Source organism: Bdellovibrio sp. ArHS (assembly GCF_000786105.1).
In the GTDB taxonomy this organism is placed as follows: domain Bacteria; phylum Bdellovibrionota; class Bdellovibrionia; order Bdellovibrionales; family Bdellovibrionaceae; genus Bdellovibrio.
This window is the reverse complement of the sequence record NZ_JTEV01000013.1, coordinates 49,190-74,461: the sequence shown is the minus strand read 5'-3', so window position 1 is coordinate 74,461 and position 25,272 is coordinate 49,190. Positions and strand designations below refer to the sequence as shown.

23 protein-coding genes are annotated in these 25,272 nt (G+C 46.8%); 11 read left to right on the top strand and 12 right to left on the bottom strand.

Features of this window, described 5'->3' with window-relative positions:
* Nucleotides 1-26 precede the first annotated feature (26 nt).
* The 8 genes from OM95_RS07600 to OM95_RS07565 form a co-directional block, all read right to left on the bottom strand.
* Complete coding sequence (locus OM95_RS07600) at nucleotides 27-1,448, bottom strand: hypothetical protein (RefSeq protein ID WP_041872141.1); 1,422 nt, start codon at nucleotides 1,446-1,448, stop codon at nucleotides 27-29.
* 10 nt (nucleotides 1,449-1,458) lie between these two features.
* The gene (locus OM95_RS07595; protein ID WP_291515831.1) at nucleotides 1,459-4,044 is read right to left on the bottom strand and encodes a PAS domain S-box protein; all 2,586 of its coding nucleotides are present in this window, start codon (nucleotides 4,042-4,044) and stop codon (nucleotides 1,459-1,461) included.
* Nucleotides 4,045-4,216: 172 nt separating this feature from the next.
* Nucleotides 4,217-5,152: a hydroxymethylglutaryl-CoA lyase gene (locus tag OM95_RS07590; RefSeq protein WP_041872138.1), complete on the bottom strand. Its 936-nt coding sequence runs from the start codon at nucleotides 5,150-5,152 to the stop codon at nucleotides 4,217-4,219.
* Nucleotides 5,153-5,157: 5 nt separating this feature from the next.
* Nucleotides 5,158-5,538, bottom strand: a complete 381-nt coding sequence (locus tag OM95_RS07585) for a biotin/lipoyl-containing protein (protein ID WP_041872136.1) — start codon at nucleotides 5,536-5,538, stop codon at nucleotides 5,158-5,160.
* Complete coding sequence (locus OM95_RS07580; RefSeq protein WP_041872134.1) at nucleotides 5,539-7,017, bottom strand: biotin carboxylase N-terminal domain-containing protein; 1,479 nt, start codon at nucleotides 7,015-7,017, stop codon at nucleotides 5,539-5,541. It lies immediately after the preceding gene.
* Entirely contained in the window at nucleotides 7,017-7,796 is a 780-nt protein-coding gene (locus OM95_RS07575; RefSeq protein ID WP_041872131.1) for an enoyl-CoA hydratase-related protein, read from the bottom strand. Before OM95_RS07575 ends, OM95_RS07580 begins: the two co-directional genes overlap by 1 nt.
* A gap of 2 nt (nucleotides 7,797-7,798) precedes the next feature.
* Nucleotides 7,799-9,406, bottom strand: coding sequence for a carboxyl transferase domain-containing protein (locus tag OM95_RS07570; RefSeq protein ID WP_041872129.1), 1,608 nt, complete (start codon nucleotides 9,404-9,406; stop codon nucleotides 7,799-7,801).
* Between the two features lie 10 nt (nucleotides 9,407-9,416).
* The gene (locus tag OM95_RS07565; RefSeq protein ID WP_041872125.1) at nucleotides 9,417-10,049 is read right to left on the bottom strand and encodes a DUF4442 domain-containing protein; all 633 of its coding nucleotides are present in this window, start codon (nucleotides 10,047-10,049) and stop codon (nucleotides 9,417-9,419) included.
* A gap of 101 nt (nucleotides 10,050-10,150) precedes the next feature.
* Here OM95_RS07565 and OM95_RS07560 point away from each other — a divergent pair, with 101 nt between their 5' ends.
* The 11 genes from OM95_RS07560 to OM95_RS07510 all read left to right on the top strand — a co-directional run bounded on the left by OM95_RS07560 (nucleotide 10,151) and on the right by OM95_RS07510 (nucleotide 18,449).
* Entirely contained in the window at nucleotides 10,151-10,636 is a 486-nt protein-coding gene (locus tag OM95_RS07560) for a hypothetical protein (RefSeq protein WP_041872123.1), read from the top strand.
* A 2-nt stretch (nucleotides 10,637-10,638) separates the two neighbouring features.
* The gene (locus tag OM95_RS07555) at nucleotides 10,639-11,673 is read left to right on the top strand and encodes a class I SAM-dependent methyltransferase (RefSeq protein WP_041872120.1); all 1,035 of its coding nucleotides are present in this window, start codon (nucleotides 10,639-10,641) and stop codon (nucleotides 11,671-11,673) included.
* Nucleotides 11,674-11,705: 32 nt separating this feature from the next.
* Complete coding sequence (locus OM95_RS07550; protein WP_041872117.1) at nucleotides 11,706-12,230, top strand: GNAT family N-acetyltransferase; 525 nt, start codon at nucleotides 11,706-11,708, stop codon at nucleotides 12,228-12,230.
* A gap of 23 nt (nucleotides 12,231-12,253) precedes the next feature.
* Nucleotides 12,254-13,042: an endonuclease/exonuclease/phosphatase family protein gene (locus OM95_RS07545; protein ID WP_041872115.1), complete on the top strand. Its 789-nt coding sequence runs from the start codon at nucleotides 12,254-12,256 to the stop codon at nucleotides 13,040-13,042.
* A 142-nt stretch (nucleotides 13,043-13,184) separates the two neighbouring features.
* Nucleotides 13,185-13,715 carry a hypothetical protein gene (locus tag OM95_RS07540; RefSeq protein ID WP_041872112.1) on the top strand — a complete coding sequence of 177 codons (531 nt, stop codon included), beginning with the start codon at nucleotides 13,185-13,187 and terminating at the stop codon, nucleotides 13,713-13,715.
* 17 nt (nucleotides 13,716-13,732) lie between these two features.
* Complete coding sequence (locus OM95_RS07535) at nucleotides 13,733-14,563, top strand: ABC transporter ATP-binding protein (RefSeq protein ID WP_041872110.1); 831 nt, start codon at nucleotides 13,733-13,735, stop codon at nucleotides 14,561-14,563.
* Nucleotides 14,499-15,332, top strand: a complete 834-nt coding sequence (locus OM95_RS07530) for an ABC-2 family transporter protein (protein ID WP_291515829.1) — start codon at nucleotides 14,499-14,501, stop codon at nucleotides 15,330-15,332. Before OM95_RS07535 ends, OM95_RS07530 begins: the two co-directional genes overlap by 65 nt.
* Nucleotides 15,333-16,127 carry an ABC-2 family transporter protein gene (locus OM95_RS07525; protein WP_041872107.1) on the top strand — a complete coding sequence of 265 codons (795 nt, stop codon included), beginning with the start codon at nucleotides 15,333-15,335 and terminating at the stop codon, nucleotides 16,125-16,127.
* Nucleotides 16,128-16,138: 11 nt separating this feature from the next.
* Nucleotides 16,139-16,759, top strand: a complete 621-nt coding sequence (locus tag OM95_RS07520; RefSeq protein ID WP_041872106.1) for a glutathione S-transferase family protein — start codon at nucleotides 16,139-16,141, stop codon at nucleotides 16,757-16,759.
* Between the two features lie 48 nt (nucleotides 16,760-16,807).
* Entirely contained in the window at nucleotides 16,808-18,058 is a 1,251-nt protein-coding gene (locus OM95_RS07515) for a C1 family peptidase (protein ID WP_041872103.1), read from the top strand.
* Nucleotides 18,048-18,449: a hypothetical protein gene (locus tag OM95_RS07510; RefSeq protein WP_041872101.1), complete on the top strand. Its 402-nt coding sequence runs from the start codon at nucleotides 18,048-18,050 to the stop codon at nucleotides 18,447-18,449. Before OM95_RS07515 ends, OM95_RS07510 begins: the two co-directional genes overlap by 11 nt.
* Here OM95_RS07510 and OM95_RS07505 read toward each other — a convergent pair.
* From OM95_RS07505 to OM95_RS07490, 4 genes are all read right to left on the bottom strand, one after another.
* Complete coding sequence (locus OM95_RS07505) at nucleotides 18,446-20,272, bottom strand: M3 family oligoendopeptidase (RefSeq protein WP_041872098.1); 1,827 nt, start codon at nucleotides 20,270-20,272, stop codon at nucleotides 18,446-18,448. The genes OM95_RS07510 and OM95_RS07505 overlap by 4 nt on opposite strands.
* 83 nt (nucleotides 20,273-20,355) lie before the next feature.
* On the bottom strand, nucleotides 20,356-22,407 hold the full coding sequence (locus OM95_RS07500; RefSeq protein ID WP_041872096.1) for a phospholipase D-like domain-containing protein: 2,052 nt from the start codon (nucleotides 22,405-22,407) through the stop codon (nucleotides 20,356-20,358).
* A complete protein-coding gene (locus OM95_RS07495; protein WP_041872094.1) occupies nucleotides 22,404-23,603 on the bottom strand; it encodes a hypothetical protein in 1,200 nt (399 codons plus the stop codon). Before OM95_RS07495 ends, OM95_RS07500 begins: the two co-directional genes overlap by 4 nt.
* A gap of 9 nt (nucleotides 23,604-23,612) precedes the next feature.
* Nucleotides 23,613-25,208: a YiiX/YebB-like N1pC/P60 family cysteine hydrolase gene (locus OM95_RS07490; protein ID WP_291515827.1), complete on the bottom strand. Its 1,596-nt coding sequence runs from the start codon at nucleotides 25,206-25,208 to the stop codon at nucleotides 23,613-23,615.
* Between the last annotated feature and the right edge of the window lie 64 nt (nucleotides 25,209-25,272).

The window sequence follows — 25,272 nt, the reverse complement described above, 5'->3', positions numbered from 1 at the left end:
CCTACTACTGCACGGCGATTCAATAATTACCAACAAGGGGCCGTCGGCTGCGATTTCTCGGTGAGCTCTTTCAATGAAGCAACCAGCTTATCGTCAGCAGCCATCAGAATTATATCTTGAGACTTGTCTTTTTCCTTTAATTCCGCCAAAGAACTTTCGCAAATATTTTTTCCATCAACGACAGAAACTTTGCTGATAACTCCGGGGATAGAAACGACTCCAGAAAGAGCGTATATGACTTTTCCATTCTTTTCGGCCTTTCTGACCACCAGGTAGTTTAAGCGATATCTCATACCGACCTCAGGCTTCTCCAACCCTTTTGAAGTCAACGGCAACAACTGAATTTTTTCGCCTTTGACAGTCATCGCCTCAACCAGATCCTGTCCTTTCAACTCATAAAAGACTTCTGAAATAATAGGAGCTTCCAGCTCGGCCTCTTTTACTTTCAAAGAAACAAGTCGATATCCAGCATGCCCTGGAACCTTAAATTCATCAGATCTTTCCACCGAGACCTGGCATTTTGTGTTCTCTTCAAGACGAAGTGCAAAGCACGAAACTTCTTGGGCATTTAACGCCAAAACGGATTCAAACAAGTTGACCGTTTCCTCGTCTGTCAACTTACGGGGATTTACAACTTCAGCCGCCTTGCCGAGCTTCAAGGAAAACAGACGCATATCAAATCCCGCATCCGTCATCTCTTTTAATAGCTCAGCTTCAGTCAGTTGTGTGCCTTTCTGATTTATCAGAGCGACAACGCGATCAATTTGATTCTCGTCAGCACGTTCAATTTTTCTAATGACGTTGGGAATTCCTTTAGTAGTTTTAGTTTTCTGTTTCGAATTGCGCCCGGCCTGAGCACCTTCGACGGCGTTGACGGATGCAACTGGAACCTGGCAATCGCTGCCCTGAAGGCTTTGTTTAACCAAAGTGCACAGCTCCTGATCCGAAAGCCCCCGCAAGGAATAGAGTCCTGTCAGGTATTGTCTTAAAATTGTTTTCCCCTGTTCCACAGAGCTTAAAGCGCCAAAGGCTTTCTCATCAAAGAAAACCGCAAACTGAGTTTGGCGGACAATCGCCTGTTGGTGCCGAACTTCATATTCTTCAACGATAAAGCTTGTAACCGCCTTTAAATCGACGCCACCGAAGATCCAGTTTTTAAGCTGAAAAAGTCCACTCCAGGGCACGGAACCCGATTTCTCTAGCAGGTTGAACAACTCCGCAAGATGCTCCTGATAAGCAGAAAGGGCGCGAGGATCTTTGATATTCTTCGAGTATTTTTGGGCGACTTCCGCCTTAGTGGCGACCGACTCTGTGACGTTTGTTCCAATGGCTTTGCCTGCGGCACGCACAGAAGCTTTGCGGCTAGATTCTTGACAGGCTGACAAAACAAGGGATGCCGACACCATCAATGCCGTCGTTAAATGCCAGTATTTTCGAGTAGAGTCCATAAGTTCACCTCTAAAGGCTGTTATCTTCAAAGGAAGTGCCCTGTTTCATTTTGAGATTAACAACCTTAATAAGTTCCTGGCGAAGAGCTTCCTTGGAAACGGGCTTTTGTAAGTACCCATCAAATCCTTCCTTCAGGCAGCGCTCTTGATCCCCCTTCATGGCATGCGCAGTGATCGCAACAATACGTCCAGGGCATTTGCGTTTTTTGAGTTCCCTCACGGCACCGAACCCATCCATCACGGGCATCTGCACATCCATCAGAATTAGATCGTAGCCTTTTTGTTGCGTCTTCCTCAGAGCCTCAATGCCATTTTCGGCCATATCTATATTTTCTTCCAAGACTCCAAATTTCATAAGGTATCGGCGAAATAAGTCACGGTTGTCAGCCGCATCATCGACAACGAGAACCGCCGTTATCGAGTCTGCAAAATTATTCGGCGCGGGTGGTTGAGCACCGCGAATGGCCTCTTCCTTGCCGACAACATCGCAGGCAACGGTGATAAGAAACACGCTGCCCTTTCCAGACAAGCTTTTATCAAGAATTACATCACCGCCCAGCAGCCTTGCTAGTTTGCGAGAAAGAAACAACCCTAGTCCCGTGCCCCCGAAGCGACGGGTGGTTGAGCTGTCAGCTTGGGCGAAGGGCTGAAACAGTATGCTTTGCTGCTCCTCCGTAATTCCAATTCCCGTATCAATCACACGAAATTCCAACACGCATGATGTCGATTTTTCGCTGTCTCGCCTCTGCCGGACCTGAAGTTCTACCGAACCCCGATCCGTAAACTTGATGGCATTTCCGATGATATTGAACAGAATCTGTCTTAAGCGCGTAGGGTCGGTGCGAATATATTCTGGTAGGTCACTATAAGTAATCTTTAGAACTATTCCTTTTTCTTCCGCACGCAACATCAGCAGATGCTCTATGTCCCGCAAAAGATCTTTTAACGGAACCGCCAGTTTTTCGATTTCGATTTTCTGCGATTCGACTTTTGAAATATCCAGAATTTCGTCAACAATACGAAGAAGCTGCTGGCCATTTCGATAGATGGTCTCTAAGGATCTTTGCAAGTCTTCCGTCAGTCCGTCCGCCTCTTGCAGAATCTCGGCGAAGCCTAACATGGCCCCTAAGGGCGTTCTAATTTCGTGACTGACGTTGGCTAAAAAAGCGGACTTCGCACGACTGGCCTCAAGTGATCTATCGTAAAGACGAGAGTTTTCAATTGCCAATCCCAAGCGTCCCGAAATTTCTTCCAGCAATGGCAAGTCCGCCTCAGTGAAAAGCGGGCTTTCAGGTTTATTTAAAAATGTCACAAAACCTACCGGCTTTTCGTCGCGAATCTTAATGGGTGTGAAAACAAGGGAGCCTACCGGAACGGATCTATCTTCTATTTTGGCACCTTTGCCGTAAGCCTCTTCGACATGTGCCTTTAAGTCCCGGCCCAAAATGATGTCGGGCTTTCCCGTCTTCAAAACTTTTCCCGGACCGGTTTTAGAGTCCCAGCGCAAAGGATACCGTTGACGCCATTTCAAAACCTTCATCTCTTCTAAAGGGTCCTGCGCGGCCCCCTCTGTTAAAGCGATCTCCAATCCTTCTTCATCCAAAAGATCAACGATACATACGTCCGCCTTAAAGGACACGACTTTGCGACAGAATGCTTTTATCACCTTATCCAAATCGAACGACTGAGTAATAAGACTGATTTCGGAAAGGAACGTCATTTCTTGGGCGTGGTTTTCCGCCTGGGTTCGGGCGAACTCTGATTGAAAAAGGGCCCTCTTTTGCTGTTCCAGTTCTTTTTCTTCGGTAATATCTTCAGAGACACCGAGAAGATACTGAGGATTTCCATTTTCATCCAAAACTGGAATTTTTTTTGTATGCAAATAACGAACGCCGTTTCGGGTTTCTATCACCTCTTCGGGAATGTCAACGACGCGAGTTTGCTTTAGAACTTCACGGTCTTTAAAGGTAAAGAAGTCAGCCTGTTCTTTGGGAAAAAAATCATAGTCGTTTTTACCGATCAACTCGGCGCTGGGAATGCCCAACAAATCTTCCCCGGATCTATTAAAACGCAGGAAGCGAAGATCTTGGGCGTCTTTGACGAAAACCATATTCGGAATATTTTCGAATATCGCCTCGAAAAATGCTTCTGACTGCTGCAGTTGCTGGGTTCTTTTTTGAACACTTTCTTGCAAGCGGTTCTTTGTCTCTTCCAGCTCACGTTCCGCCCGCTTTCGCTCTGTCGCATCCAGAACCAGGGCAATCACGGTTCCATCTTTGTATAAGGTTAAAGCCACCGTCACTGGAATCCTGCTGCCGTTTTTGTGAATATACTGCTTTTCAAATCTGGCCACGGAATGACCTTCGGACATCTCTGCGGCCGCTTTCTCACTGCGGGAAACATCTTCCGGCGCCGTCAACTTTCGCCAATCCATGAGTCCCTTTTCCAGTTCTGCGCGAGTATAGCCAACGAGATTCAAAAAATAGTCATTTGCTTCAATAATTTTTCCCTGCAGTGTCGTACACACTACGCCAATGACTCCCGACTCAAAAATAGTGCGGTAGCGAAGTTCATCTGGACTCAAGGAGGAAGACATACACACTCTCCAGAAATCCACCGTACGCCGTGGGGGCCTTGGCGACAACGGATAGTGAAGAGGACTGAAACTCAACATGAGTCCAAACGGTTCGCGGACAATGCGAAACAAACAAAAGAATTTAATATGTGTATTGTTGCAGACGCAAATTAAGAGGCGAAAACCACGAATCTTAGCGGACTACTTTTCCCAAAGGCATTAGTCTTCCAACCTTGCCGACTTTTGCAGGCAGCGGATGCCGAATCTTTTCTGCGACCCAAGAGTTCATTTGAATTAATTTATCTAAGTTAAGACCCGTCTTTACGCCCATTCCGTGGAACATGTAAACCACATCCTCAGTGGCCACGTTGCCAGTGGCGCCGGGAGCGTAAGGGCATCCGCCTAATCCACCTAAACTTGCATCAAAGACATTCACGCCCAACTTGTAAGCCGCAAGAATATTTGCTAAGGCCTGTCCGCGAGTATCATGAAAGTGTCCCGCCAATTTTTTTACGGGAACAACCTTCTTTAGCTTTTTAAAGAGAGACTCAACCTGACCGACGTCCGCAACGCCAATAGTATCCCCGATTGAAATTTCATAAACACCGAGCTTATGCATTCGCTGCGCCAACTTTAATACCCGCGCTTCAGGAACTTTGCCTTCAAAAGGACAACCAAAGCAGGTTGAAAGATATCCGCGCACTTTGATCTTATGTTTTTTCGCTAAAGCCATCACGGGCTCAAAGCGTTTGAAACTTTCGTCGATTGTGCAGTTGATGTTTTTTAACGAGAAGGATTCTGAGCAAGCCGCGAAGATAGCGACTTCTTTTACACCGCTTTCTATTGCATCCTGCATTCCGCGTTCGTTCGGCACCAGAACCGAGAACTCGATTTTTTTAGAAATGGCTCCTGACTTCACCAAGGAATGCGTCTTGGCGATCACTTCGGCAGTTCCCGCCATTTGAGGAACCCATTTTGCAGATACAAAAGCTCCGATCTCCACACGTTTGGTTCCCGCTTCAATCAGTCGCTTTGCAAACTCCACACGAGTGTCTGAATCCAAAACATTTTTTTCGTTTTGCAGACCATCTCTTAATCCCATTTCGACAATTACGACTGACTTTTTCATAGACCCTATGTATCGGAAGCTGGTTTAATTTTAATAAGTGCTTTTCCTAAAGCGACCTGTTCGCCGACAGTACAATCGATACTATTGATCATGCCGGCAATATCCGCCTTCAGAGTGTACTCCATTTTCATCGCTTCCATGACCAGAACCGCCTGCCCTGCCGTTACGGAATCCCCGGTCGAAACCAAAATTTTCGTCACCTTACCAGGCATAGGAGCCATAACTTGGTCGGAAGAACCCGCAGCACCAGCTTTTCTTCGCGACTTACGTCCTGAGGATGCATCCAAGGTAAAGACACGTCCATTGTGATGAACCCAAAGTGTACCTTTGATTAACTGAGCATGAGCTTTGTAATCAACTCCGTCGACTCTGACTTTGATTTCCATTTAGATGCCTCTCCAGTAAGTGGCCCATGGTGAATTGTTGGTGCTTTCGACAGAAGTGCCGCCGCCACGAAGCTGCAGAAGAGCTCCTTCTGCAATTTTTTTATCCAAACTTGTCAACTCCGGCTCTTTCAGTGCGTCGGCGAAATAAGTTTCTATAAAACGTGTTGTCATCGTACCTATGATAAATTCTTTGTGTGAAAGAATCTCGATCAAATATGGAATATTCGTATGAACGCCAAAAACCACGGAATCTTTAAGCACGCGAATCATTTTTTGGATGGCGCGAGCCCGCGTCTCGTCCCAGACGATAACTTTGGCAATCATCGGGTCGTAATAAGGCGTGATGGTGTCGCCCGAATCGAAGCCGTATTCATAGCGCCTTCCCGGACCTTCAGGCCATTCGACATGACCTAGAAGACCTGTTGACGGCACGCCGCCCATGAAAGGGTTTTCGGCGTAGATGCGACATTCGATGGAATGACCGCGTGGCACGCGGACCTGCTTGGGGTCGTGCACGAAATCACCTTGAGCTGTCAGAATCTGCATTTTTACCAGATCCACACCCAACACTTCTTCGGTGACGGGATGCTCAACTTGAAGACGCGTATTCACTTCCAACAGATAAAATTCGCCATCCTGAAGAAGAAACTCTACTGTTCCGGCGCCTTTGTATTTACCCAAAGTCGCAATTGCACACGCGGCTTCGCCCATGCGACGGCGAAGATCTTCCGTCAAAGAGGGCGATGTCGCTTCTTCAATAATTTTTTGGTGCCGACGTTGCACCGAGCACTCGCGATCAAAGAAATGAATCACATTGCCGGTGCTGTCGCCAAAAATCTGAAACTCGATGTGCTTTGCGCGATCTAAATACTTCTCAAGAAAAACTTTTGGCGAACCAAAAGCCGACTGCGCTTCGCGCTGAGCTGACTCGATCAGCTCCTTGGCTTCAGCAGAAGACTTGATCAGCTTCATACCGCGACCACCGCCACCGGCTGCCGCTTTCACAATCACCGGAAAACCGATTCTTTCTGCTTCCAAAATCAGATGAGCCACGTCTTGATTTTCACCCTGGTAGCCCGGAACCAAGGGCAGGCCTGCTTTTTTAGCAAGCTCTTTACAATGAACTTTGTCTCCCAAAGAACGAATGGATTCCGCCGCAGGACCGATAAAGGTCAAACCCGCCTTGGCAACGGCTTCCGCAAAGTCCGCATTTTCAGAAAGAAAGCCAAACCCGGGATGAATCGCCTGAGCGCCTCCGGCTAAAGCCCCATCGACATTGGCTTTAATATTTAAATAACTTTCTGCCGTCGCAGCTGGACCAATGCAAATAGTTTTTGTCGCCATTCTATAAGCGCGAGAATGAATGTCTGCTTCGGAGTGAAGAAGAACGGTTTCGATGCCCAGCTCTTCACAGGCCTTAATAATACGAACAGCCACCTCGCCTCGATTGGCGATGGCGATTCTTGCGAACTTACCCATTATAGTGATCTCCACGATGGTTCACGTTTTTCCAGGAAGGATTTAAGTCCCTCCTGACCTTCGGCACTCACGCGGCGTTCTGCAATGAGCAGAGTTGTCGCCTCTTTTTGCTGAGACCAGGACATAAAATTCAAATCATTCAAAAGTTTTTTTGTTTCACGGACGGCTTCGGGACCGCACTGCATATAGTTGTGCACGATCTTTTGCACCGCCGTGTGGCCTTCTCCGACAGGAACAACGTCCGTCACGAGACCTGCCTGCTGAGCCACATGGGGGTTGAACACAACTCCTGAAAGCATCAGAGGGCGGACCTTGCCCGGCACCGCTTTACGATTAACGAAACTACTAATGACTGCGGGAGCAATTCCCAGCTTCACTTCGCTAAAACAGAATTGCGTGCCTTCTTCCGCGATCACTTCATCACAGATGGCAATCAATCCCAAAGCGCCACCAAAGGCGGCGCCATGAACCATCCCGATAACCGGCAACAGACACTGAGCCATGGTTTCAAACATATTAAACAACTTCAACGAATCCTGACGGTTCTGTTCGAAAGAAAACTGAACCATCTCGCGCATCCAATTCAGATCAGCACCTGCACAAAAGGCTTTCCCTTCTCCTTGCAGAACGACCGCTCGTAAATCTTTGCGGTCGTTCAGATTACGAAAAGTGTTGGTCAGTTCTTCGATCATTTCGGGATTAAAAGCGTTACGCACGTCAGGCCGGTGAAGCTTGACGTAAGCCACTTGATTCATTTCGGTCACAACTACGAAAGACATAACTACATCCTAAAGACACCTTGAGATTTTTCACCCCAAGATTTGTTAAGGCTTGCGGAAATTCCCAATGCCAAGACACGGCGAGTGTCCGCAGGATCAATAATGCCATCGTCCCAGATCCGAGCTGATGAGTAGTAGGCGGAACTTTCACGCTCGTACTTTTCCAGCGTCGGGCGTTTAAATTCCGCTTGCTCTTCGGCGGTCAGGCTTTGTTTTTTTGCGGCCATCTGATCCAACTTGACAGTCAAAAGAACATTCGCCGCCTGCTCGCCACCCATCACGCTGATCTTGGCATTTGGCCACATCCAAAGCTGGCGCGGCTGATAAGCTCTGCCACACATGCCGTAGTTTCCAGCGCCGTAAGAACCACCGATCACCACGGTAAACTTAGGAACATGAGCATTGGAAACGGCCATCACCATTTTGGCGCCATGTTTAGCAATACCTTCGTTTTCGTATTTTTTACCGACCATGAAGCCGGTGATATTTTGCAGGAAGATCAAAGGCACTTCACGCTGTTCACACAGCTCGATGAAATGCGCGGCTTTTTGCGCGCTTTCGCTGAACAAAACACCGTTATTCGCGATAATTCCCACGGGCATTCCCCAAATATGCGCAAAACCCGTGACCAAGGTTTTTCCGAATAAAGGCTTAAACTCATGGAAACGAGACCCATCTACGATACGCGCGATCACCTCACGCACATCAAAGGGAACACGACTGTCTTTGGGAATTACACCATAGATTTCTTTTGCGTCAAAGAGAGGCTCTTCGACCGGCATGAGCTTCATTTGCACGGCCCGCTTGTGATTCAAGTGGGCAACGATTGAGCGCGTGATTTCGATCGCGTGTTGATCATCTTCAGCAAAGTGGTCCGTCACACCGCTGGTCTCGCAGTGCACTTGCGCGCCCCCTAATTCTTGCGCGTCCACCACTTCCCCGGTTGCCGCTTTCACTAATGGCGGCCCCCCCAAAAAGATAGTTCCGTTTTCTTTAACGATAACTGTTTCATCACTCATCGCTGGAACGTAGGCGCCTCCAGCGGTACAAGATCCCATCACCACGGCGATTTGGGGAATGTTCGCCGCTGACATGCGGGCTTGATTATAAAAAATTCTTCCGAAATGATCGCGATCTGGAAACACATCCGCCTGCATAGGCAAGAAAGCTCCGCCGGAATCGACAAGGTAAATACACGGAAGTCCATTTTCAAAAGCGATCTCTTGCGCACGTAAATGCTTTTTCACGGTCATCGGGAAATACGTCCCCCCTTTGACGGTGGCATCGTTGGCCACGATCACACATTCCGTTCCATGAATCACGCCAATGCCCGTGATCACACCCGCCCCTGGTGCCTGCCCTTCGTACATATCCCAAGCGGCCAGCGTCGAGAACTCCAGAAATGCGGTGCCACCATCAACCAGAGCCTCGATGCGTTCGCGGGCCGTTAGTTTGCCGCGCGCTTTGTGTTTTTTCGTCGCGTCTTCTCCACCGCCCTGTTTGACAAGATGGACTCTGTCACGCCATTCATTGACGATGCCCAACATTGCTTCGCGGTTGGCTTTAAAGTCGGCCGAGTTCGTATCTATGTGACTGTCTAAAATTTCCATAATTCAAAAACTATTCTTGTCCGGCTAAAGCGGGAGTATGTTTAAAATTCAACTGCAAACGGATTTCCGCAACAGCCTGTTCATTATCATCGAAGATTTTTAGTTCCGCCTCGGTCTTTGCTTCGCGATGATCACGCAAGGCCGAAAGAACCATCTCACGCGTGGTCTCGGGAAGTTCCATGCGGATGCGACAATCCTCGGTTTGATTCTTAAAAAATTCCGCTTCAATACGCGCAACAGAAACTTCAAAAGAGCCAACCGGTGCGTGCCGCATCCACAGAACTTTTGCCGCCTCGGCCGCCGCCGTCGTCAACGCTCCTTCATGCATATTGTTGGACTCGCTCATGTTGCGCGTTCGCGCGGGAATAACCATTTCCACTTGAGTGTCGGAAAGACGAGAAATCCTTAAACCCATCCCCGCCGAAAAAGGTCTCACAATATCGAGTGCATAACTCAAGGCAGCATGAGAGGCCTTTGGCGACACGTCTTCTAAAAGAGCTGCCAAATCCGCAGCACTGAGGCGAATGCCCCGACTTTCAAGTTGGGTTTTTAGTTCGTCTTTCGCAGTTTGCAGTTGCTGACGCAGGTTCTGCTCAAGCTCAATCCCCTTTGACATTAAGATTGTCAGCCATTGTTGGTTCATGAGATATCCTCTCTGCACGGTTGTTGAAAAAAACGGAATATCATGCTCGGATAAGGATGTCAGTTTTATCACACTGAGTAAATAGAGAGAGGACTCTAGGAATGAAGAAAATTATTAGCCTCATTGTTTTTCTTGTAGCGTTGGTTTGGACTTGGAACGTGATTCACACTTCAGAGGCCGTAGGTTTTGAGACGCACTCCGGCATTCAGGTGAAGTTGGCTGAACTTATCGGCAATACGCTGACGACGAAAAAACCTCAGGCCAAAGACCTCTCGATCATGCGCCTTTGGACAGAATCTTTGGGTGATAACAAAGTTCGCGCCGTTTTTGCTTATAAATTCATCGAGCCCACCACTGAGGGTGAAGAGCTTGAACAAATCATCGAGGGCGAAGCAATTCTTCATCGTGAACCTTCTGAAGATGCAAGCACTGACAAATGGGTTCTTCAATCCGTAAAAACGACAAATGACATCGTGGTTTTCACCGAGGGTACAACTTTGACTCCGGGTGAAGCCCCTGAAACTGAGGAAGCAGCTCCCGCCGCCACGGCAGCTCCGACAGCGGCCCCTCAGGAAGCGACCCACTAAAAATGCCAATTCCTACACAATTCATCCAGATTGATGAAGAGGGTTACGGACTCAGTCGAGAAATTCGCATCCAAGACCCTTTAGTAGGACAAGAACTTCTGCAGAATTTGAAACTTCATGAAGGTGGAACATTGCTTTCCACTATTGGTGAAACGCCCGTCATCGTAGAGGCTTTTGACGAACCCTATGTGGCTTCACAAGTCCATTTTCACGACGGCACCTGGGAAATTTCGCTTCCTTACGGCGTCCATTATTCTTTTCAATTGGAATCGTTGTCCCTGGATGAATGGGACCGTTTTCACGGATACGCTTCGAACAATATTCCTTTTGTCTTTTCTCGCAAAGCCCAGGCCAGCTTTTTTAATTTGCTCGACGAATACGGCGATGACTTCATCGAGTTCCAGGGAAAGACTTACGAAATTCCCAACTATTGGCCTGCGAACGAAAATGTCGAAAAAGAGACTTACTGGAGCAACATTTACAAAGAAGAAGTCAATCCAGGTTGGAACTTAGGAGAACCGGCTGAAGCTTTGAAAGATATGCTTCCACGACTGAAAATTGCCCGTTCCCGAATTCTTGTTTTGGGCTGCGGAGAAGGTCATGATGCTGCATTTTTCGCGACGGCCGGTCACTTTGTGACGGCTGTGGATATTTCTCCGGAAGCCATTGAGCGCGCGAAAAAGAATTACGGACATCTTTCAAACCTGACATTCCTGGAAGCAGATCTTTTCAAACTTCCCCGTGATTTTGACCAAGCCTTCGACGTGGTTTTCGAACACACTTGTTATTGTGCGATCAATCCTGCCAAACGCCAGGATCTGGTGAAGGTATGGAACCGCGTCTTAGTCAGCGGAGGCCACCTGATGGGTGTGTTCTTCACTTTCGAAAAACGCCAAGGCCCGCCCTATGGCGGCACTGAATGGGAACTGCGACAACGTTTGAAATCGTCTTATCACCCGATCTTTTGGGGCCGCTGGCAAAAGTCTGTTCCCCGCCGCCAAGGCAAAGAACTTTTCATCTATACCAAGAAAACTTAAAAGAAGCCGGCACCTTCGGGTCGGAGGAATTTATGCATATTGAATTTACCCAAGCCGATGAAAGTCATATTGAGCATCTTGTGAAACTCGTCAACTCGGCCTATCGCGGAGACAGCTCCAAAGAAGGATGGACGACCGAGGCTGATTTGCTAGATGGTCAACGTGTGGATGAACAAAGCCTGCGCGAACTGATTCATAGAAATGATTCGATCATACTTATCGCTGAAGATGATGACACCGGAGACTTGTTGGGCTGTGTGCATTTAGAAAAGCACAATTCAAAATGCTATTTGGGCATGTTAACTGTCGATCCGTCATTGCAAAGTCAGGGAATTGGCAAGATGTTGTTAGACGAATCGGAAGCCCTTGCACAATTCTGGGATTGCACTAGCATTTACATGACGGTGATCTCGGTGCGCTCTGAGCTTATCGCCTGGTATGTGAAGCATGGTTTCCGTGACACCAAAGAGACGAAACCCTTCCCTTACGGCGACGAACGTTTCGGAATCCCCAAAGTACAAGGATTAGAGTTTACCGTCCTTGAAAAGAAGGTTTAGCCAACCGGTTTCGGGAGAAGCATATGATGCAAAGATGGGCCCTCGCACTGACCATGGTGATGGGAGCTTCCGCATTCGCCTATGAAATACCGCAGGATAGCGATGTGATGACCCGCTTTGGCGTCTGCCAAGCTGAATTTCTTCCTGCGAATTTTTCTCTCTTCGTATGGAATATAAAAAAAGCGGAAGCAAAAGCGCGCTGGGCTCGTGATTTTGAGCATTTCGTGCCCAAGTCCGATGTGGTTCTGATCCAAGAGGCGATGCTGGATCCCTTCGTCACATCGATAGCTCTTCGTCAGAAGAATTTTTGCTGGGATTTTGCCACCAGCTTTATCGATGAAAGCCCCACCGGAGTCATGAACGGCTCTTTGACCGGAGCTCTTAAAACCTATTTCTTTCGGAGCCCCGGCAGAGAACCCGTGGTCCGCACACCTAAAATGACGCTGGTTGCAGAGTTTGCTGTAGCCAATAGCCGTGAAACCTTGATGGTCGCTAACATTCATGCGCTGAACTTCGTCCAAGATAAAAACAACCGGGCGCAAATTCAAGCGGTTGCGGACTTCCTTCGAAAACACCAAGGACCCATCATTTTTGCCGGCGACTTCAACAGTTGGAATGGCAATCGCCTCAATGCCTTAGAGGCGATCTTGGGCTCTTTAGGACTTAAAAAGATTCTGTTGGACAATGATGATCGAGGCATGAAGTTAGACCATGTCTTTGTGCGTGGGTTGCTTCTTCACTCCTCAAAGCTGCACTCAGATATCAAAAGCTCAGATCATGCCCCCATTACGGCCGACTTCCGACTGCAATAACGCTTCATTGAGAGCAGCCCACACCCGCCGCAGACGCTCTTTGGAAGTGAATAAGATGCATTTTTAGCATAATAACATATTGTCTATGTATTAAAATTTCTCTCGGTTTAGGAGCATAGTCTTCTGTGTAAAGGAGGCCACTATGTTTTCGAAAATCATCTCACTAGCACTGATCGGATTGTGTGCCTCTACGACTGCTTTGGCTGACCAAATGGGCCCCAATGGTGACAAGTTTTACGAAGAAGCTGCTCACTTTGAAAATGCCTGCAAAGCGGATCCTTGCTCTGGCTCTTACAGCCGCGTGATTGTCTACGACCAAAAAGCGAAGCTAAATAAACTTTCCGCCGCAACTAAAGACACTTTGAAAAAGGTCGCCTTCGATCAAGCCCAAATTTGGGGCGATACTATTTTGGAAGGCGATTATTATGCCTCCGGTCGTACTCGTTTAGACCAAGTAGTGGCTTTTTATAAAGACCAGGATCTTGTCGGCTATAAAATCCAGTACTCTGAGAAGGCCTGGTACACTGGAGACTGTGAATTCGATGGCTCGCGTGCGTCTTTGAAAAGCTGTCAAGAAGGTCGTATCGTTGAAGGAAGCTATGTTTCCTCGGATACTTTGACTTACTTCAGCGACGAAGAACGTTACGCTGAGTTTTCTTTTGCGCAAGAGTAGTCTATAGTATCGCCAACATGGCGATAGCAATCGAAACTGAAAATCTAAAGCGCGTTTATCAAACATATCAAAAGCCCGAGGGATTTCTTAATTCCCTTCGTGGCTTTATCAATCGCAAGCATATTGACCGAGTCGCGCTTGATAGCACCACTTTAAAAATAGAATCAGGACAGATCGTCGGACTTGTCGGCGCCAATGGCGCGGGAAAAACTACGCTTCTGAAAATGCTTTCCGGCCTGGTCACTCCGACAAGTGGCGACGCCAAAGTTTTGGGATTTCGTCCATGGGAAAGAAAGAATGAATTTCTACGCCAGATCAGCATTCTTCTGGGACAGAAGAATCAGTTGTGGTGGGATATTTCTCCCGCAGACTCTTACGCCCTGCTGGCGCGAATTTATGACTTAGATCCCACTAAAGCCCGCCAGCGCGTTGAACAATTGGCCGAGATGCTTCAGTGCTCGCATGTCTTACACACGCAGTTGCGACGTTTAAGCCTGGGTGAACGCATGAAAATGGAAATCATTGGGGCTCTTTTGCACGAACCACAGGTTTTGTTTTTGGATGAACCGACAATCGGCTTAGACATTGTCGCGCAGGAAACAATTCGCGAGTTCCTGGATCAATACGTAAAAGAAAAAAGTCCCACTGTCATTTTAACGAGCCACTACATGGACGACATTGCCAAGTTGGCCGACAAGCTTTTGCTTATCAGCAAAGGACACATCGTCTATCAAGGCACCGTTCCCGAGTTTGTTGCAAAATCAAATAAAGAATTAGCTGAAAATGAAGAGGTCGATTTTGAAGATGTCATCCGCCGTTTTTTGGAAACGGAATCTCGCGTTCGCTAAACTTGCGATCGTCACGAATCTTGAATATCGCCTGAACTATTTTGTTGATGCGATTTTACAGCCCACGATCACCACGGGCATCGAAATGCTTTTGTGGTATGCAGTCTTCGTCGGCGCAGGCTCTACCGAGATTGCTGGCTTTAGTCGCGATTACTACCTTTCCTATGCTTTGTGGGGTGCATTTTTTGCGCGGATCTGCACCAGTTGGATGTACGAATATCGCATGATCCAAGAAATCGACACCGGGACCATAAATAGTCTTCTGGTGCGACCAATGAGTTTTTATGAATATTATTTTTCGCAACTTATGGGGTACAAATTCATAACGACGCTGGTATCAATGATGATTCCGCTGTTCGTGGTTATGGCTTTTAAACTTCCCACACAGTTTTCCCGACTGCCCATCGCCTTTGCTTTAGAGTTCTATTATCTCGTCCTTGTCCATTCCATCAGCTTTGCCGTCGCCACAATCGCGTTTTATTTCAACAAGGTTTACTCTTTGACGGGGGCCAAAAACTTAGCTTTGTGGTTGTTCACTGGAGAACTCTTCCCGCTGGATTTGATGCCCGAGCCCTTCCGAACCTGGGTGATCGCACTGCCTTTCAGTGCCGGGGTTTATGTCCCCGTCGGTTATATCACCGGGCGGTTGGAAATCGCGACAGTCTGGCAGTCCTTCGCCTCTATCACAATCGGCATTGTTATCGTGAACGCCATCGGAACGCTGCTGTGGCGCAAGGGAGTAAAAACCTATGCGGGGACGGGGGCCTAAGTGAAGACTTTAAAAAAATACCTCTCTCTATACTTTGCTCTTTTCCGAACCAGCTTCATCGCGGATCTCGAATATCGGGTTAATTTTTTAACCAGAATTGTGACTGACATTTTCTGGTATGCCGCCCAGATTCTGACGTTTGAAGTTCTATTTCATCACACGCCAAAGATTGGGGATTGGAACTTAGAACAGATGCGCGTCTTCCTGGGACTGGTCTTTGTTGTTGACGGTCTTTATATGATCATTCTTTCGGAAAATCTGGATCAGTTTTCTGAAAAAGTTCGCAAGGGTGATTTAGATCTGCTCTTAGCAAAACCCGTGAACTCGCAGTTTATGCTAAGCCTTCAAAAGGCTTCTACCGCGATGATCGGAAATCTGCTGTTGGGGCTTTCCTGGTTTTTCTACAGCCTTTGGCAACTTCCGGACTTTCATTGGCTGCGACTTTTGTGGCTCATAGTTTTGATTCCGTGTGGACTTATTGCCCTCTATGCAATGAGATTTTTTATGGCCTCCACTGCGGTTATATTTGCCCGCTCTGAAAATCTTCAGTTTATCTGGTATCAAATCTATAAATTGGGAATGCGACCCGATTCTATTTATGTACCTTGGTTCAAATGGATTTTGTTGACGGCTCTTCCGGTGGGAGTCATTGCCAGCGTTCCCGCAAGAGCCTTGTTGGAACCGCCGCAATTCGGCCTTATTATGTGGGTGGTTGTGTTATCATTTATTTTAATTTATCTCTCCAATAAATTCTGGAGATTTGCCTTGCGCTTTTATTCCAGCGCAAGTTCTTAAGGAAGGTTCATATGATCAAACTTTATGGTTCACCTCTTTCAAGTGCGGGACGCTGCTATTGGATGCTTGAAGAACTCGCTGTTCCCTACGAAGTCATGCCGCTGAATTTGCGAGAAAAAGAACAGAAATCAGAGGCGTTTTTAAAGATCAATCCGAATGGAAAAATTCCTGCGATGATCGACGGTGATTTCGTGTTGTGGGAGTCGATGGCGATCAATAGCTATCTGGCCAAGAAATTTGAAAGTCCTTTAGCACCGAAAAATCTTCAGGAAGAATCTTTGATTCAACAATGGAGCTTATGGGGCTTAGTGGATTTTCAGGAGCCGGCGGTAAGCTGGATGATCCAGGAATTCTTTGTCCCCGCCGAACACCGCAACCAGCTGGTCATTGAAAATTCAAAAAAAGCTCTGCCACGAGTTCTAGAAGTCTTGAATCGCGGCCTCGAAGGAAAGACCTTCCTTGTGGGAGATCGTTTTACCGTTGCCGACGTTAATTTAGGGACTGTGACAGACATTCTACTTGGACTAAAGTATGACTTATCGGCTTATCCTCACATTCAACGATGGATGACCGAGCTGCATTCTCGCCCAGCTTACAAAAAGGTCGCGCAAATGCGCCAAATGCCTAAGTAAAAGAAAAAAAAGCTTAATTACATCGGCGGACAGCCGATGTAATTACTGATGCTAGTACTCATTCTTTTTAAAACTCTACTTTTGTCGGGATTTGCGCAAACCACCTGTGATCGCGATTCAGTGCGCGACCAGATGAAGTACATATACCAAAATTACACCTACCGTGATGTTTCTGTCAGCGTGGATATCGCAAAAAAGAATATCAGTGCTTGCGGCGGCGCCCGCGCCATGGGAGTTTCAGAAACCTTTCTGGATCAGATAAAAATGACTTCGATCCGCGAAGAGTATAAACGCATCAAAGAAGACATCGAAACATTTTCTGAAAATGGGCGCGTAGAAATGTTCGAACTGGAATACAGGATGTATGCAAGAAAGGCCGGTCTGTCCCCCGCCGAAGTTGAAGCCTTCCTAAAAAAACACAAATCGCAAGGTGCCCAGTCAGCCGTCAAAGAGCGCCAATCCTGTTCTCCCGTCGACATGAGCAAGGATTTCGGACCTGTCAGAAATCAGGACTCGGTCGGATGGTGTTACGCATTTGCGGCTGCAGATCTTGTCTCATATAAGTTAAAAAAGACTGTTTCGGCTGCCGATATCGCCATTTCCTACAATGACGGAATTCTTTCTGATATTCGCAAAACATTGGGAACAACGGCTGACGACATCCAAGGGGGCTTCACCGCTGGCGCTATCGACAGTACCCTAAAAAAAGGATTTTGCCTGGAAAAAGATTTTCCTAGCGAAGACAACTCAAGTTCAAACTTCAAAAACACCCTGCAGGCCATCGATGCTATGGGCCGCCAGAAATTGGGGGCCTCTGCAACAGACTGCGCGCCTCTTTATCACAGATCCCGTGCACTATTTCCCAACGTAAAAATAGCAGACTTACAAGCAGTCCTTCGCGAAAGCTCGTCACGCGATTTCATCGACAATATGGCTGACAAGACTTGTGAGCCCCGAGTTAAAGCGAATATGGAAACAGAAGCCAACGTATATGTCTTCGATAAAAAAGGTATGATTCAGGACTTAGACGAGCAACTAAATAAAATGAATCCCGTGGTCCTGGGATACGACTCTTCGAACTTGATAGACCGACGGGATACCGAAAAAAGACGCATGCACGCCAGCGTGATCGCAGGACGACGATTTAATGAAAAGTCCGGGCAGTGTGAATATCTTATCAGAAATTCCTGGGGACGAGGTTGCGGCTATGACCGCCACTATGAGTGCAAAGAAGGAAATATCTGGGTTCCTAAAACCGACATTATGAAACGTGGGAAATTTTTAGATTATGTTAAGTAGTTTGCTTTTTCTTCTTTTCAGTTTTTCTTTTGCCCAAAGCGATCTTCACTGCGCCAGTGGCAGCTTCCGTTTCCTGACGAACGGAGTGACCTCCACCAGCAAAAGTTTTTACTGCTACAATTCTGACAAGACCCAGTTGTACTCGAAGGAATGCAAGAATCAAAAATGCCCTTTGGCCTTCGATTCAAAAAAATATTTTAATTTTTCGGATCTGCACGACGAAAACAGCAATCCCGGTTTTAACCTGTGCCGCAAACTTGACGGTAAGCCCGAAATACTGGAATTTCAGGCTGATAAAGAATGGTTTAAGCTGGATCGCTGCAACTTCAAAGATGGAAGTTTTGTCAGCACCTCTGAACTTTTAAAATTTTATTTGCAGAAGAAAAACTAGCGAAACGCTAGCTTTTCAAACGCATTCACCTTGTTCTTGATAACATCTATGGATTTTTGCCAGAACTCCGGTTGACGAATATCTTCGCCCAAGTGTTTCAGAACCAAATCTTCCGCCGTCATTCTGCCCGTATCCCTTAGAATCTCGACATATTTTTTCATAAAATCTTTGCCCAGTTCCTGTCGGCGAGCATAGATACTCATGGCAAACAAATAACCAAAGGTGTAAGGATAGTTGTAAAAGCTGGTGCCTGCCATCGCGAAATGCAGCTTGGTTGCCCAGAACATTTTATCGTTTTCTGTCAGCGTCGGCCCATACCACTTATTCCACGCTTCATCCGTTAACTGCGCAAGTTCATCCGCGTTCAACGAGCGCTTTTGGCGCTGCTCATAGAAGCTTTTTTCAAATTCGAAACGTGCTGGGATGTTAATAAGGAAACTGGTGGCCCCTTCAACCTCTCCCCAGGCAAATTCGATCTTTTCTTCTTTAGTTTGTGCTTCTTCAATCAAAACATCATGAAGAACTGTTTCTGCAAAGATGCTCGCCGTTTCTGCCAACGTCATAGGATAACCCGTTTGCGAACGAGGTAGATCGCGCATCACCCAGGAATGAAACGCGTGTCCCAATTCATGAGCCAAGGTGGAAATATCGCTGTTAGAACCCATATAAGTCATGAAAACCCGGGGCTCGCGGCGCTTCGCAAATCCTGTGCAATAGGCGCCGTTGCGTTTATGCGGAAGAACTCGACCCTCTATCCATCGCTTGTCCGCCATCATTTTTACAAAATCAGACATCTGGGGGTCGATACGGGCGAAAGAATCCTGAATGAGCGACAGAGCTTCGTCAAAAGAACGTTCCTTCTTCCCTCCGGAAACCGGGCTTTGCGCCAAAAGGTCCCACGGATCTAAAGCTCTTTTTCCCATAAGTTGAGCCATCAAGCGCGGGGCTTTGCGGGTGTCATTCAGGTTGCTATGACAGGCGGATATCAACGCATCCAGTGTCGCTCTTTCAATACGATTGCCATGCAAAGACGTATCCAGAAAATGCACGGGTTTTGCGTAAGAACGCTTTTTATTCACCTCATGGCGCCAGCCTGCTAAAGAATTAAGAATAAAGGCGGCGGTGTTTTTATGTTCTGCCCAAGCATTTTGAATACTAGACCAAGCCACTTTTCGCGTATTTTCATCCAGACTGCGAGTCAAAGCACTGGCTTGCGCCAACCCCACAGTTTCGGTTTTATTCTCCCACTGAAGTTGGCAGCGCATGGCCCCGCTGAGCTTTGTGTAAAGTTCTCCCCAGGCTCTTAAGCCGGGATTAGAGACAGACTCTAACAAAGCTTCTTCCGAATCAGACAACAAGGTGTCAGCATTTTTTCGTTCATTCTTCCAGAAAAATTCGGCAGGTTGCAATTCCGGATGCTCAAGCACTTTCATAAGAAAATCTTCTGAACAACGTTTTAAGAAATTATTCACCGGAATCGTCGATTGCCAGAATCGAGAATTCAGTGCCTGAAGTTCGGAAAACTTCGCCTGAGCGGCATCGTCAGCCGAATTCACTGATAAAGTGCAATTCAGAAAGGTCCCCATGTTCATGGAAAGGATCAAGGCAGCCTCACGCTCTAACAGAATTTTCTGAAGCTGTTCCCGTGTAGACTCTGACGGCATCGTCTTGCCAGACAAAGAGTCTGCCAAAGATGCCTGTGCGGTTTTAACCAGCTCTTCTAAAAGTCTGACTTTATTCGAAAAATTTTCGAACTCAGTTTGAAACTCTGAAGAGGTGCAAGAAGGATACTCCGATTCGATATTCCAAGCCATTTTTTCCATGCCTGGAAGGTTATCTCAGACTTCAGAAAAAGAAAACGCCGAAGACCAAGCCTCGGCGTATTCGCATGAATGCAATTTTAAACTTAACGCTTCTCGATATCGTCTTTTGCGCGGATCACCTTCGCACCAACATCGTTGATGAGGCGACTTAGTTCCGGCGAAAGTTTTTGGCCCTTCAATGTCAATTGTAAAGCATCACCCTCAAAGAAGGGGCCGATCTTAGCATCGTCGTTCCAGTCCTGTTCAAATTCGGATTCGAACTTGCGGATCTCCGCTTTGTCAAAGATCTGGGCTCCGAACTCGCGAAAGCTTCCCTGTAAAGTGTCAGGGTTTAGATTGGATGATCCCGCCAAAAGAACTTTTCCGTCTACAGAAGTAATCTTTCTGTGGTTTTCTTGATGATACTCCTGCTTTGTTCCGTCTGGAAAGTGTGCTTCAATTCCCAGCGTACGTCGCGCGCGCACCTCGACACCGTGATCCAGCAACTGTCCTAGGAATAGAGTATTGGGCAATCCGCCCATTTTGAAGTTTCCGTTGTGGTCGGCCAAAATACGAACTTTCAGCGAAGGCACCTGGGCCTTTCTTTTCATCAAAGCGTCATTAATATATTTGTCGTAAATGAAAAGCTGTTCCATATAAATATGGCTTTCTGCTTTAGAGATCATATCAACCAAAATATTTCGCGCGTCCTTGATTCTGCCATCAACATTGGCTTCAGCCAAACGGACCACCTGAGTGCCCTGGGCGGGATACTCTGTCCTTTTTAACTTGAACCATGCCAAAATCTGATCTCGTTGCGGCAAATAGGCTTCATTCGCCAAGCCCTGTTCCTTGTAGAAGAACCATTTGCGCTCTTTGGGATCTAACGTCAACGCCGCGTCGACGTCATCATAGTAGGCCGCTTGCACCATGGCCGCTGCCGGTCCTTTAACATACAAGGCATTATCGAAATAGTATCCACCGCTATGATCTGTCCAATTCTTTGAACCGAAATAGGCCTGTGGAGCATCTGATTCCGCGTCGACAACAATCACTTTGCTGTGATCAATCTTAGATTCATAGTAAGTATTTCTTTTTTCCAAGGCCTTGAAGGTCTCTTCCGTTTTCGGAACAAAGTTTGTCAAACCAAAGGGAATACCGGGCGGATGTCTTTGAATGTTCGCTTGAAGAAGAATCACAGAGCCCTTAAGCGCCGGCTCCTGTGAGCGATCCTTAATGTATTTAAAGATCGGCATCATTTCATCTTCCATATTATAGTTCGTCGCATAGTCATGCATGATCAAAACTTTGAAGTTCGGATTGGTCTTCTTTTTTTCAACAGCCTGATCCAGAAGAAATTTCGACAAAGTCCCGCCCATCGTTCCTCCGAAAAGGAAGATGTTGATAAAAACAGACTCTTTCGCCGAAAGAATCATGTCGCGGATCTTTGCAAACATGGGGTCCTTAAAAGAAGGATGTCCCTCGTCTGTATTGGTTAAAGGCATTTTCATGTAGGGCTGACTGAAATCAAGTTTGCCGCCGGCAAAGATGACCCGATCATTAAACCACTGGATTCTTTCAGGCGAAGTCTCGTTATGACTGACCAGTTCGACAGCATTGCCGGGAATCAGCCCTGTGGCCGTCAAAACGTGATCATCCATTTCCGGAAACAAACTGCGCAAATCCTGCGTTAACTCCGGATTTCGCAAAGACAAATCGCGCGCACCTTGCTGCGCCATCGCATCCATCATCGATCGCGCCTTGGCTTGCGCGGCTTTGTCTTTTTTTAAGGGGTGCTCTGCGTAGTCCCGCAATAGCTGCAAACGATACTGTAGTAATGACTGAAGCACGCGACTTTCATTGGCGGAATTTTTCTTTATAAATTTCCAATAAACCAAAGGGCGCAGGATCGACTCGGGAATCTGGTTTTCGTAGGTTTTTACGAAATCCCGTGTCTTTCCCTGCTCTGCCTTGGGAAGCTTTTGCAACTCTTTCAACAGCGTTTCGGCCCGACGGCAAGCTTCAGGACCATAAAGAACATCATGATTCTTCTTGTAGAACTCTACCGCCGCCAGCCGCTCTTTTAAAGACACGGTCTGCGCCTTTGCCTGGAAAGCCACAATTATCGTCAAAGCAATCAAAGCCATTTTTTTCATAGGGCACGTCCTTCAAGAACGGATTGAAGATTTAAGAATGACTCCAATTGCTTTTCGCACTTTTTGAAAAGTTGGCGTTTGGCATCATTTAGGACCATGTCCTGATTCTGAGACGAGGATTCACCACCATCCGGAATGTATTCAACTAAATCGACGGAGCTCTTATTGATGTTGATTTCTTTTGTTTTCATATCGTAAACGAGTTTTTTAAGTTTAAAGCTGACGCTTTCTGAAAAACGTCTTTTGGGCTCTACGGTGTAGGTTGCCGTCTGAACAGATTTCCCTACGGAATCAAATTTATCCGGCATCAACTCGGAACGCCCCTCACTGGAAGTTGCAAGAAGGCCTGGATAAACTTCAAGATACTCATCTGTGGGAATCAGATTCTTAAGATTGAAGTTTTTGTAAATGTCGACAGTGTAGAAGACGGGAACGCCGTTTCCGCCGCCTTTTGCCGACGCAATAAAGTTTTCACATTGCATAGGCTTGTTTAAGGAATCGTTGACCCGATAATACCGACGATAGCGGACATACCCCTTTACACCCTTTTTTGAGGGCTTCGGAATGCCGGGTTTTAAATCCATGATCTCTACATACAGGGTCATGACTCCACCGATATAGTCGGCTTTATTTTGTATAGGAACATAGACAGAGTTGTTATAGATAGAACCTGTCATGGTGGCCTTTTCTAAGTTTTCCCATTTCCGACTAAGAGTGCCGACATCGCTCAGGCGGAACAACTGATTACTGGAAAGTTCAGCTGAATAGTCGTCCTTGCGATAAGGTTCGGGCGTAAAAGTCAAATCCACCTGCAAACCCGTATTAATGATTTTGAAAACTCTTAGCGTTTTTACAAAGTTCTCAAGGACGGATTCTTTAAGATTGCCTACGAAAAGTTTCGCCAAAGCCTGCTCGGGAACTTCGGCGGAAAGACTTTCCGTAAGAGCCTGTTCCAAAGCTTTGCGCGCGGTGGTCGACAAATACTTTTGGTCACCATTCGTGTAAAAATTAATTTTCAAGGGATGACGATATGCCTGTGTCGGCGAATCTCCGCCAAAAATTTCGGCTGCGGCCTCAACCCCCGCATCCGTTGTTAAGGACTTTGTCGCCGCCGGTTCGCGCTTTTCTTTATGTGAACAATGAAGGCTAAGAAAGGCCGTTACCGCCAAAAAAGCCCAACGAATATTTTTATTCATAATTCATCCTTATAAATTCTGGAATCTTTCGAAATCCGCGTACGACTGGTCCGTGGCTTTCAAAAGAAGCGACAAAGAGTATGGAAGGTTTTTAAAATAACGTTTGCCGCCGTAGTACATTATCACGGGTTCAAAGACAGGATTATTCCCCACGGCAAGTTGGGCGACATTATCAGGGCTGATCGTATAACGACGAACCATCTCTTCCAACGGCCACTTCACATCCGAGTAGACGACGTAAGCGATTTCCGAGCATACAATACGTTCGTGAGTGGCAACGTCGAAGTTGAAGTCATACTCTTTTCCGATTTGAGCGACCGCTTGTAAAATAGCTTTGCGGCGATAGTCATCAGAAACCTGGCGTTTATCACGAATCACAAGGAAGTCGTCAATATTCAGGAAATGCTCTAAAGTATTGATTTGCACACCAGGACGCAAAGCTTCGACGATACGATGGCCTGAGCGGATTTTATCCTGAATATTTTTGGGAATTTGATCCCAGACTTTCAGATCGCGCAATTGAGATTCCGTTCCCAACCAGATCGCCACGTGCCCATAGTGCCCGGGAATCATTTTATCCGTCAGACGGAAGGGTGTTTTTTCCATAAGAATATCTAAAGGCTGCATTTCCGCAATCAAAGCCTCTTTTTCAGATGCGGGCATATTGTGAAGGTAGCCTTTGCGGGTCTCGACCAATCCGACCATATTCCCAAATCCCATGCTAACCCCATAGGAAACCACACGAACGCCACGCTTTCCGCGCAAAGTAATGCGGTTCCACAGATTCACGATGGCATCTTTGAAGCTTGAGTTGTTCTGACCATTCTTTACAGCTAGGTACCAAATGCTTGATTGTGTAAGGCCATACAAAAAGCTTTCTTCAGGACTGGTTTCGATACCCTTGGCCCGACGCCATGCCATGACTTCGTCAATAAATTTAATACCTTTTTCAACTTGCAACCGACGCGATGGCGAGGAATAGGAATCGGCAATCTGTTGAAGGGCACGGCGTTCGCTTGTGTCGTAGTTTAAAACGTAACGCAGCGACGAGTTTTCATTGTAGGGCTGAATCGCCACGAGATAGTTATCCATAAGAAGCAATGCTGCGGATAACGCCATCTGCATACGGAAGAATCGTTGCTCACCTTCCTTGTCAGTAGGATCTAATTGCATAACGGTGAAGGTGGGCTGTTGAGTATGAGGCCTACGCTCATAATCGCCCGGCATGTTGTGGGTCTTAGTAGAAGTCCCCTTGTAGGCGTTCAATTTTACCGAGTTATATCCGTCAAAGAGTTCACCCTCTTTGATCGCCAAATCTACCAGCTTTTTACGCAGCTCCAGATATTTGCGGCCTTTTTCGCGCAGCCACTCCCCCTCGGTACGGGTCAAAGAAATCTGAGAAGTTTCATTTAGCTTTTTGCTTTCAGCGAATTTCAAAGCTTCGGCACGGAAGTCCAAGGACTCGGCGACAAGAACTTGAAAGTCATAATATTGAGGATCGACAAAGTACTGGGTGGATGCAGGCGTACGATCAGAAGATTGAAAGGTCGAACAAGAAGTCAAAAACAACGTTAGGGCGATAAAGCCCACAACAAGACGACGCATGAAAATTTCCTCCATACGTCAAATTTAAATCTTTCTCGGATAAGTCTCGATCGGAAGTTGCTAA

Excerpts from the sequence above, each read along its gene's own strand:
- OM95_RS07570 (WP_041872129.1), bottom strand. The coding sequence starts at position 9,406 with ATGGAAATTTTAGACAGTCACATAGATACGAACTCGGCCGACTTTAAA.
- OM95_RS07600 (WP_041872141.1), bottom strand. The coding sequence starts at position 1,448 with ATGGACTCTACTCGAAAATACTGGCATTTAACGACGGCATTGATGGTG.
- OM95_RS07550 (WP_041872117.1), top strand. The coding sequence starts at position 11,706 with ATGCATATTGAATTTACCCAAGCCGATGAAAGTCATATTGAGCATCTT.
- OM95_RS07535 (WP_041872110.1), top strand. The coding sequence starts at position 13,733 with ATGGCGATAGCAATCGAAACTGAAAATCTAAAGCGCGTTTATCAAACA.
- OM95_RS07555 (WP_041872120.1), top strand. The coding sequence starts at position 10,639 with ATGCCAATTCCTACACAATTCATCCAGATTGATGAAGAGGGTTACGGA.
- OM95_RS07545 (WP_041872115.1), top strand. The coding sequence starts at position 12,254 with ATGATGCAAAGATGGGCCCTCGCACTGACCATGGTGATGGGAGCTTCC.
- OM95_RS07490 (WP_291515827.1), bottom strand. The coding sequence starts at position 25,208 with ATGCGTCGTCTTGTTGTGGGCTTTATCGCCCTAACGTTGTTTTTGACT.
- OM95_RS07530 (WP_291515829.1), top strand. The coding sequence starts at position 14,499 with ATGAAGAGGTCGATTTTGAAGATGTCATCCGCCGTTTTTTGGAAACGG.
- OM95_RS07520 (WP_041872106.1), top strand. The coding sequence starts at position 16,139 with ATGATCAAACTTTATGGTTCACCTCTTTCAAGTGCGGGACGCTGCTAT.
- OM95_RS07580 (WP_041872134.1), bottom strand. The coding sequence starts at position 7,017 with ATGGGTAAGTTCGCAAGAATCGCCATCGCCAATCGAGGCGAGGTGGCT.
- OM95_RS07595 (WP_291515831.1), bottom strand. The coding sequence starts at position 4,044 with ATGTCTTCCTCCTTGAGTCCAGATGAACTTCGCTACCGCACTATTTTT.
- OM95_RS07540 (WP_041872112.1), top strand. The coding sequence starts at position 13,185 with ATGTTTTCGAAAATCATCTCACTAGCACTGATCGGATTGTGTGCCTCT.
- OM95_RS07565 (WP_041872125.1), bottom strand. The coding sequence starts at position 10,049 with ATGAACCAACAATGGCTGACAATCTTAATGTCAAAGGGGATTGAGCTT.
- OM95_RS07500 (WP_041872096.1), bottom strand. The coding sequence starts at position 22,407 with ATGAAAAAAATGGCTTTGATTGCTTTGACGATAATTGTGGCTTTCCAG.
- OM95_RS07585 (WP_041872136.1), bottom strand. The coding sequence starts at position 5,538 with ATGGAAATCAAAGTCAGAGTCGACGGAGTTGATTACAAAGCTCATGCT.
- OM95_RS07495 (WP_041872094.1), bottom strand. The coding sequence starts at position 23,603 with ATGAATAAAAATATTCGTTGGGCTTTTTTGGCGGTAACGGCCTTTCTT.
- OM95_RS07505 (WP_041872098.1), bottom strand. The coding sequence starts at position 20,272 with ATGGAAAAAATGGCTTGGAATATCGAATCGGAGTATCCTTCTTGCACC.
- OM95_RS07575 (WP_041872131.1), bottom strand. The coding sequence starts at position 7,796 with ATGTCTTTCGTAGTTGTGACCGAAATGAATCAAGTGGCTTACGTCAAG.
- OM95_RS07515 (WP_041872103.1), top strand. The coding sequence starts at position 16,808 with ATGCTAGTACTCATTCTTTTTAAAACTCTACTTTTGTCGGGATTTGCG.
- OM95_RS07590 (WP_041872138.1), bottom strand. The coding sequence starts at position 5,152 with ATGAAAAAGTCAGTCGTAATTGTCGAAATGGGATTAAGAGATGGTCTG.
- OM95_RS07510 (WP_041872101.1), top strand. The coding sequence starts at position 18,048 with ATGTTAAGTAGTTTGCTTTTTCTTCTTTTCAGTTTTTCTTTTGCCCAA.
- OM95_RS07560 (WP_041872123.1), top strand. The coding sequence starts at position 10,151 with ATGAAGAAAATTATTAGCCTCATTGTTTTTCTTGTAGCGTTGGTTTGG.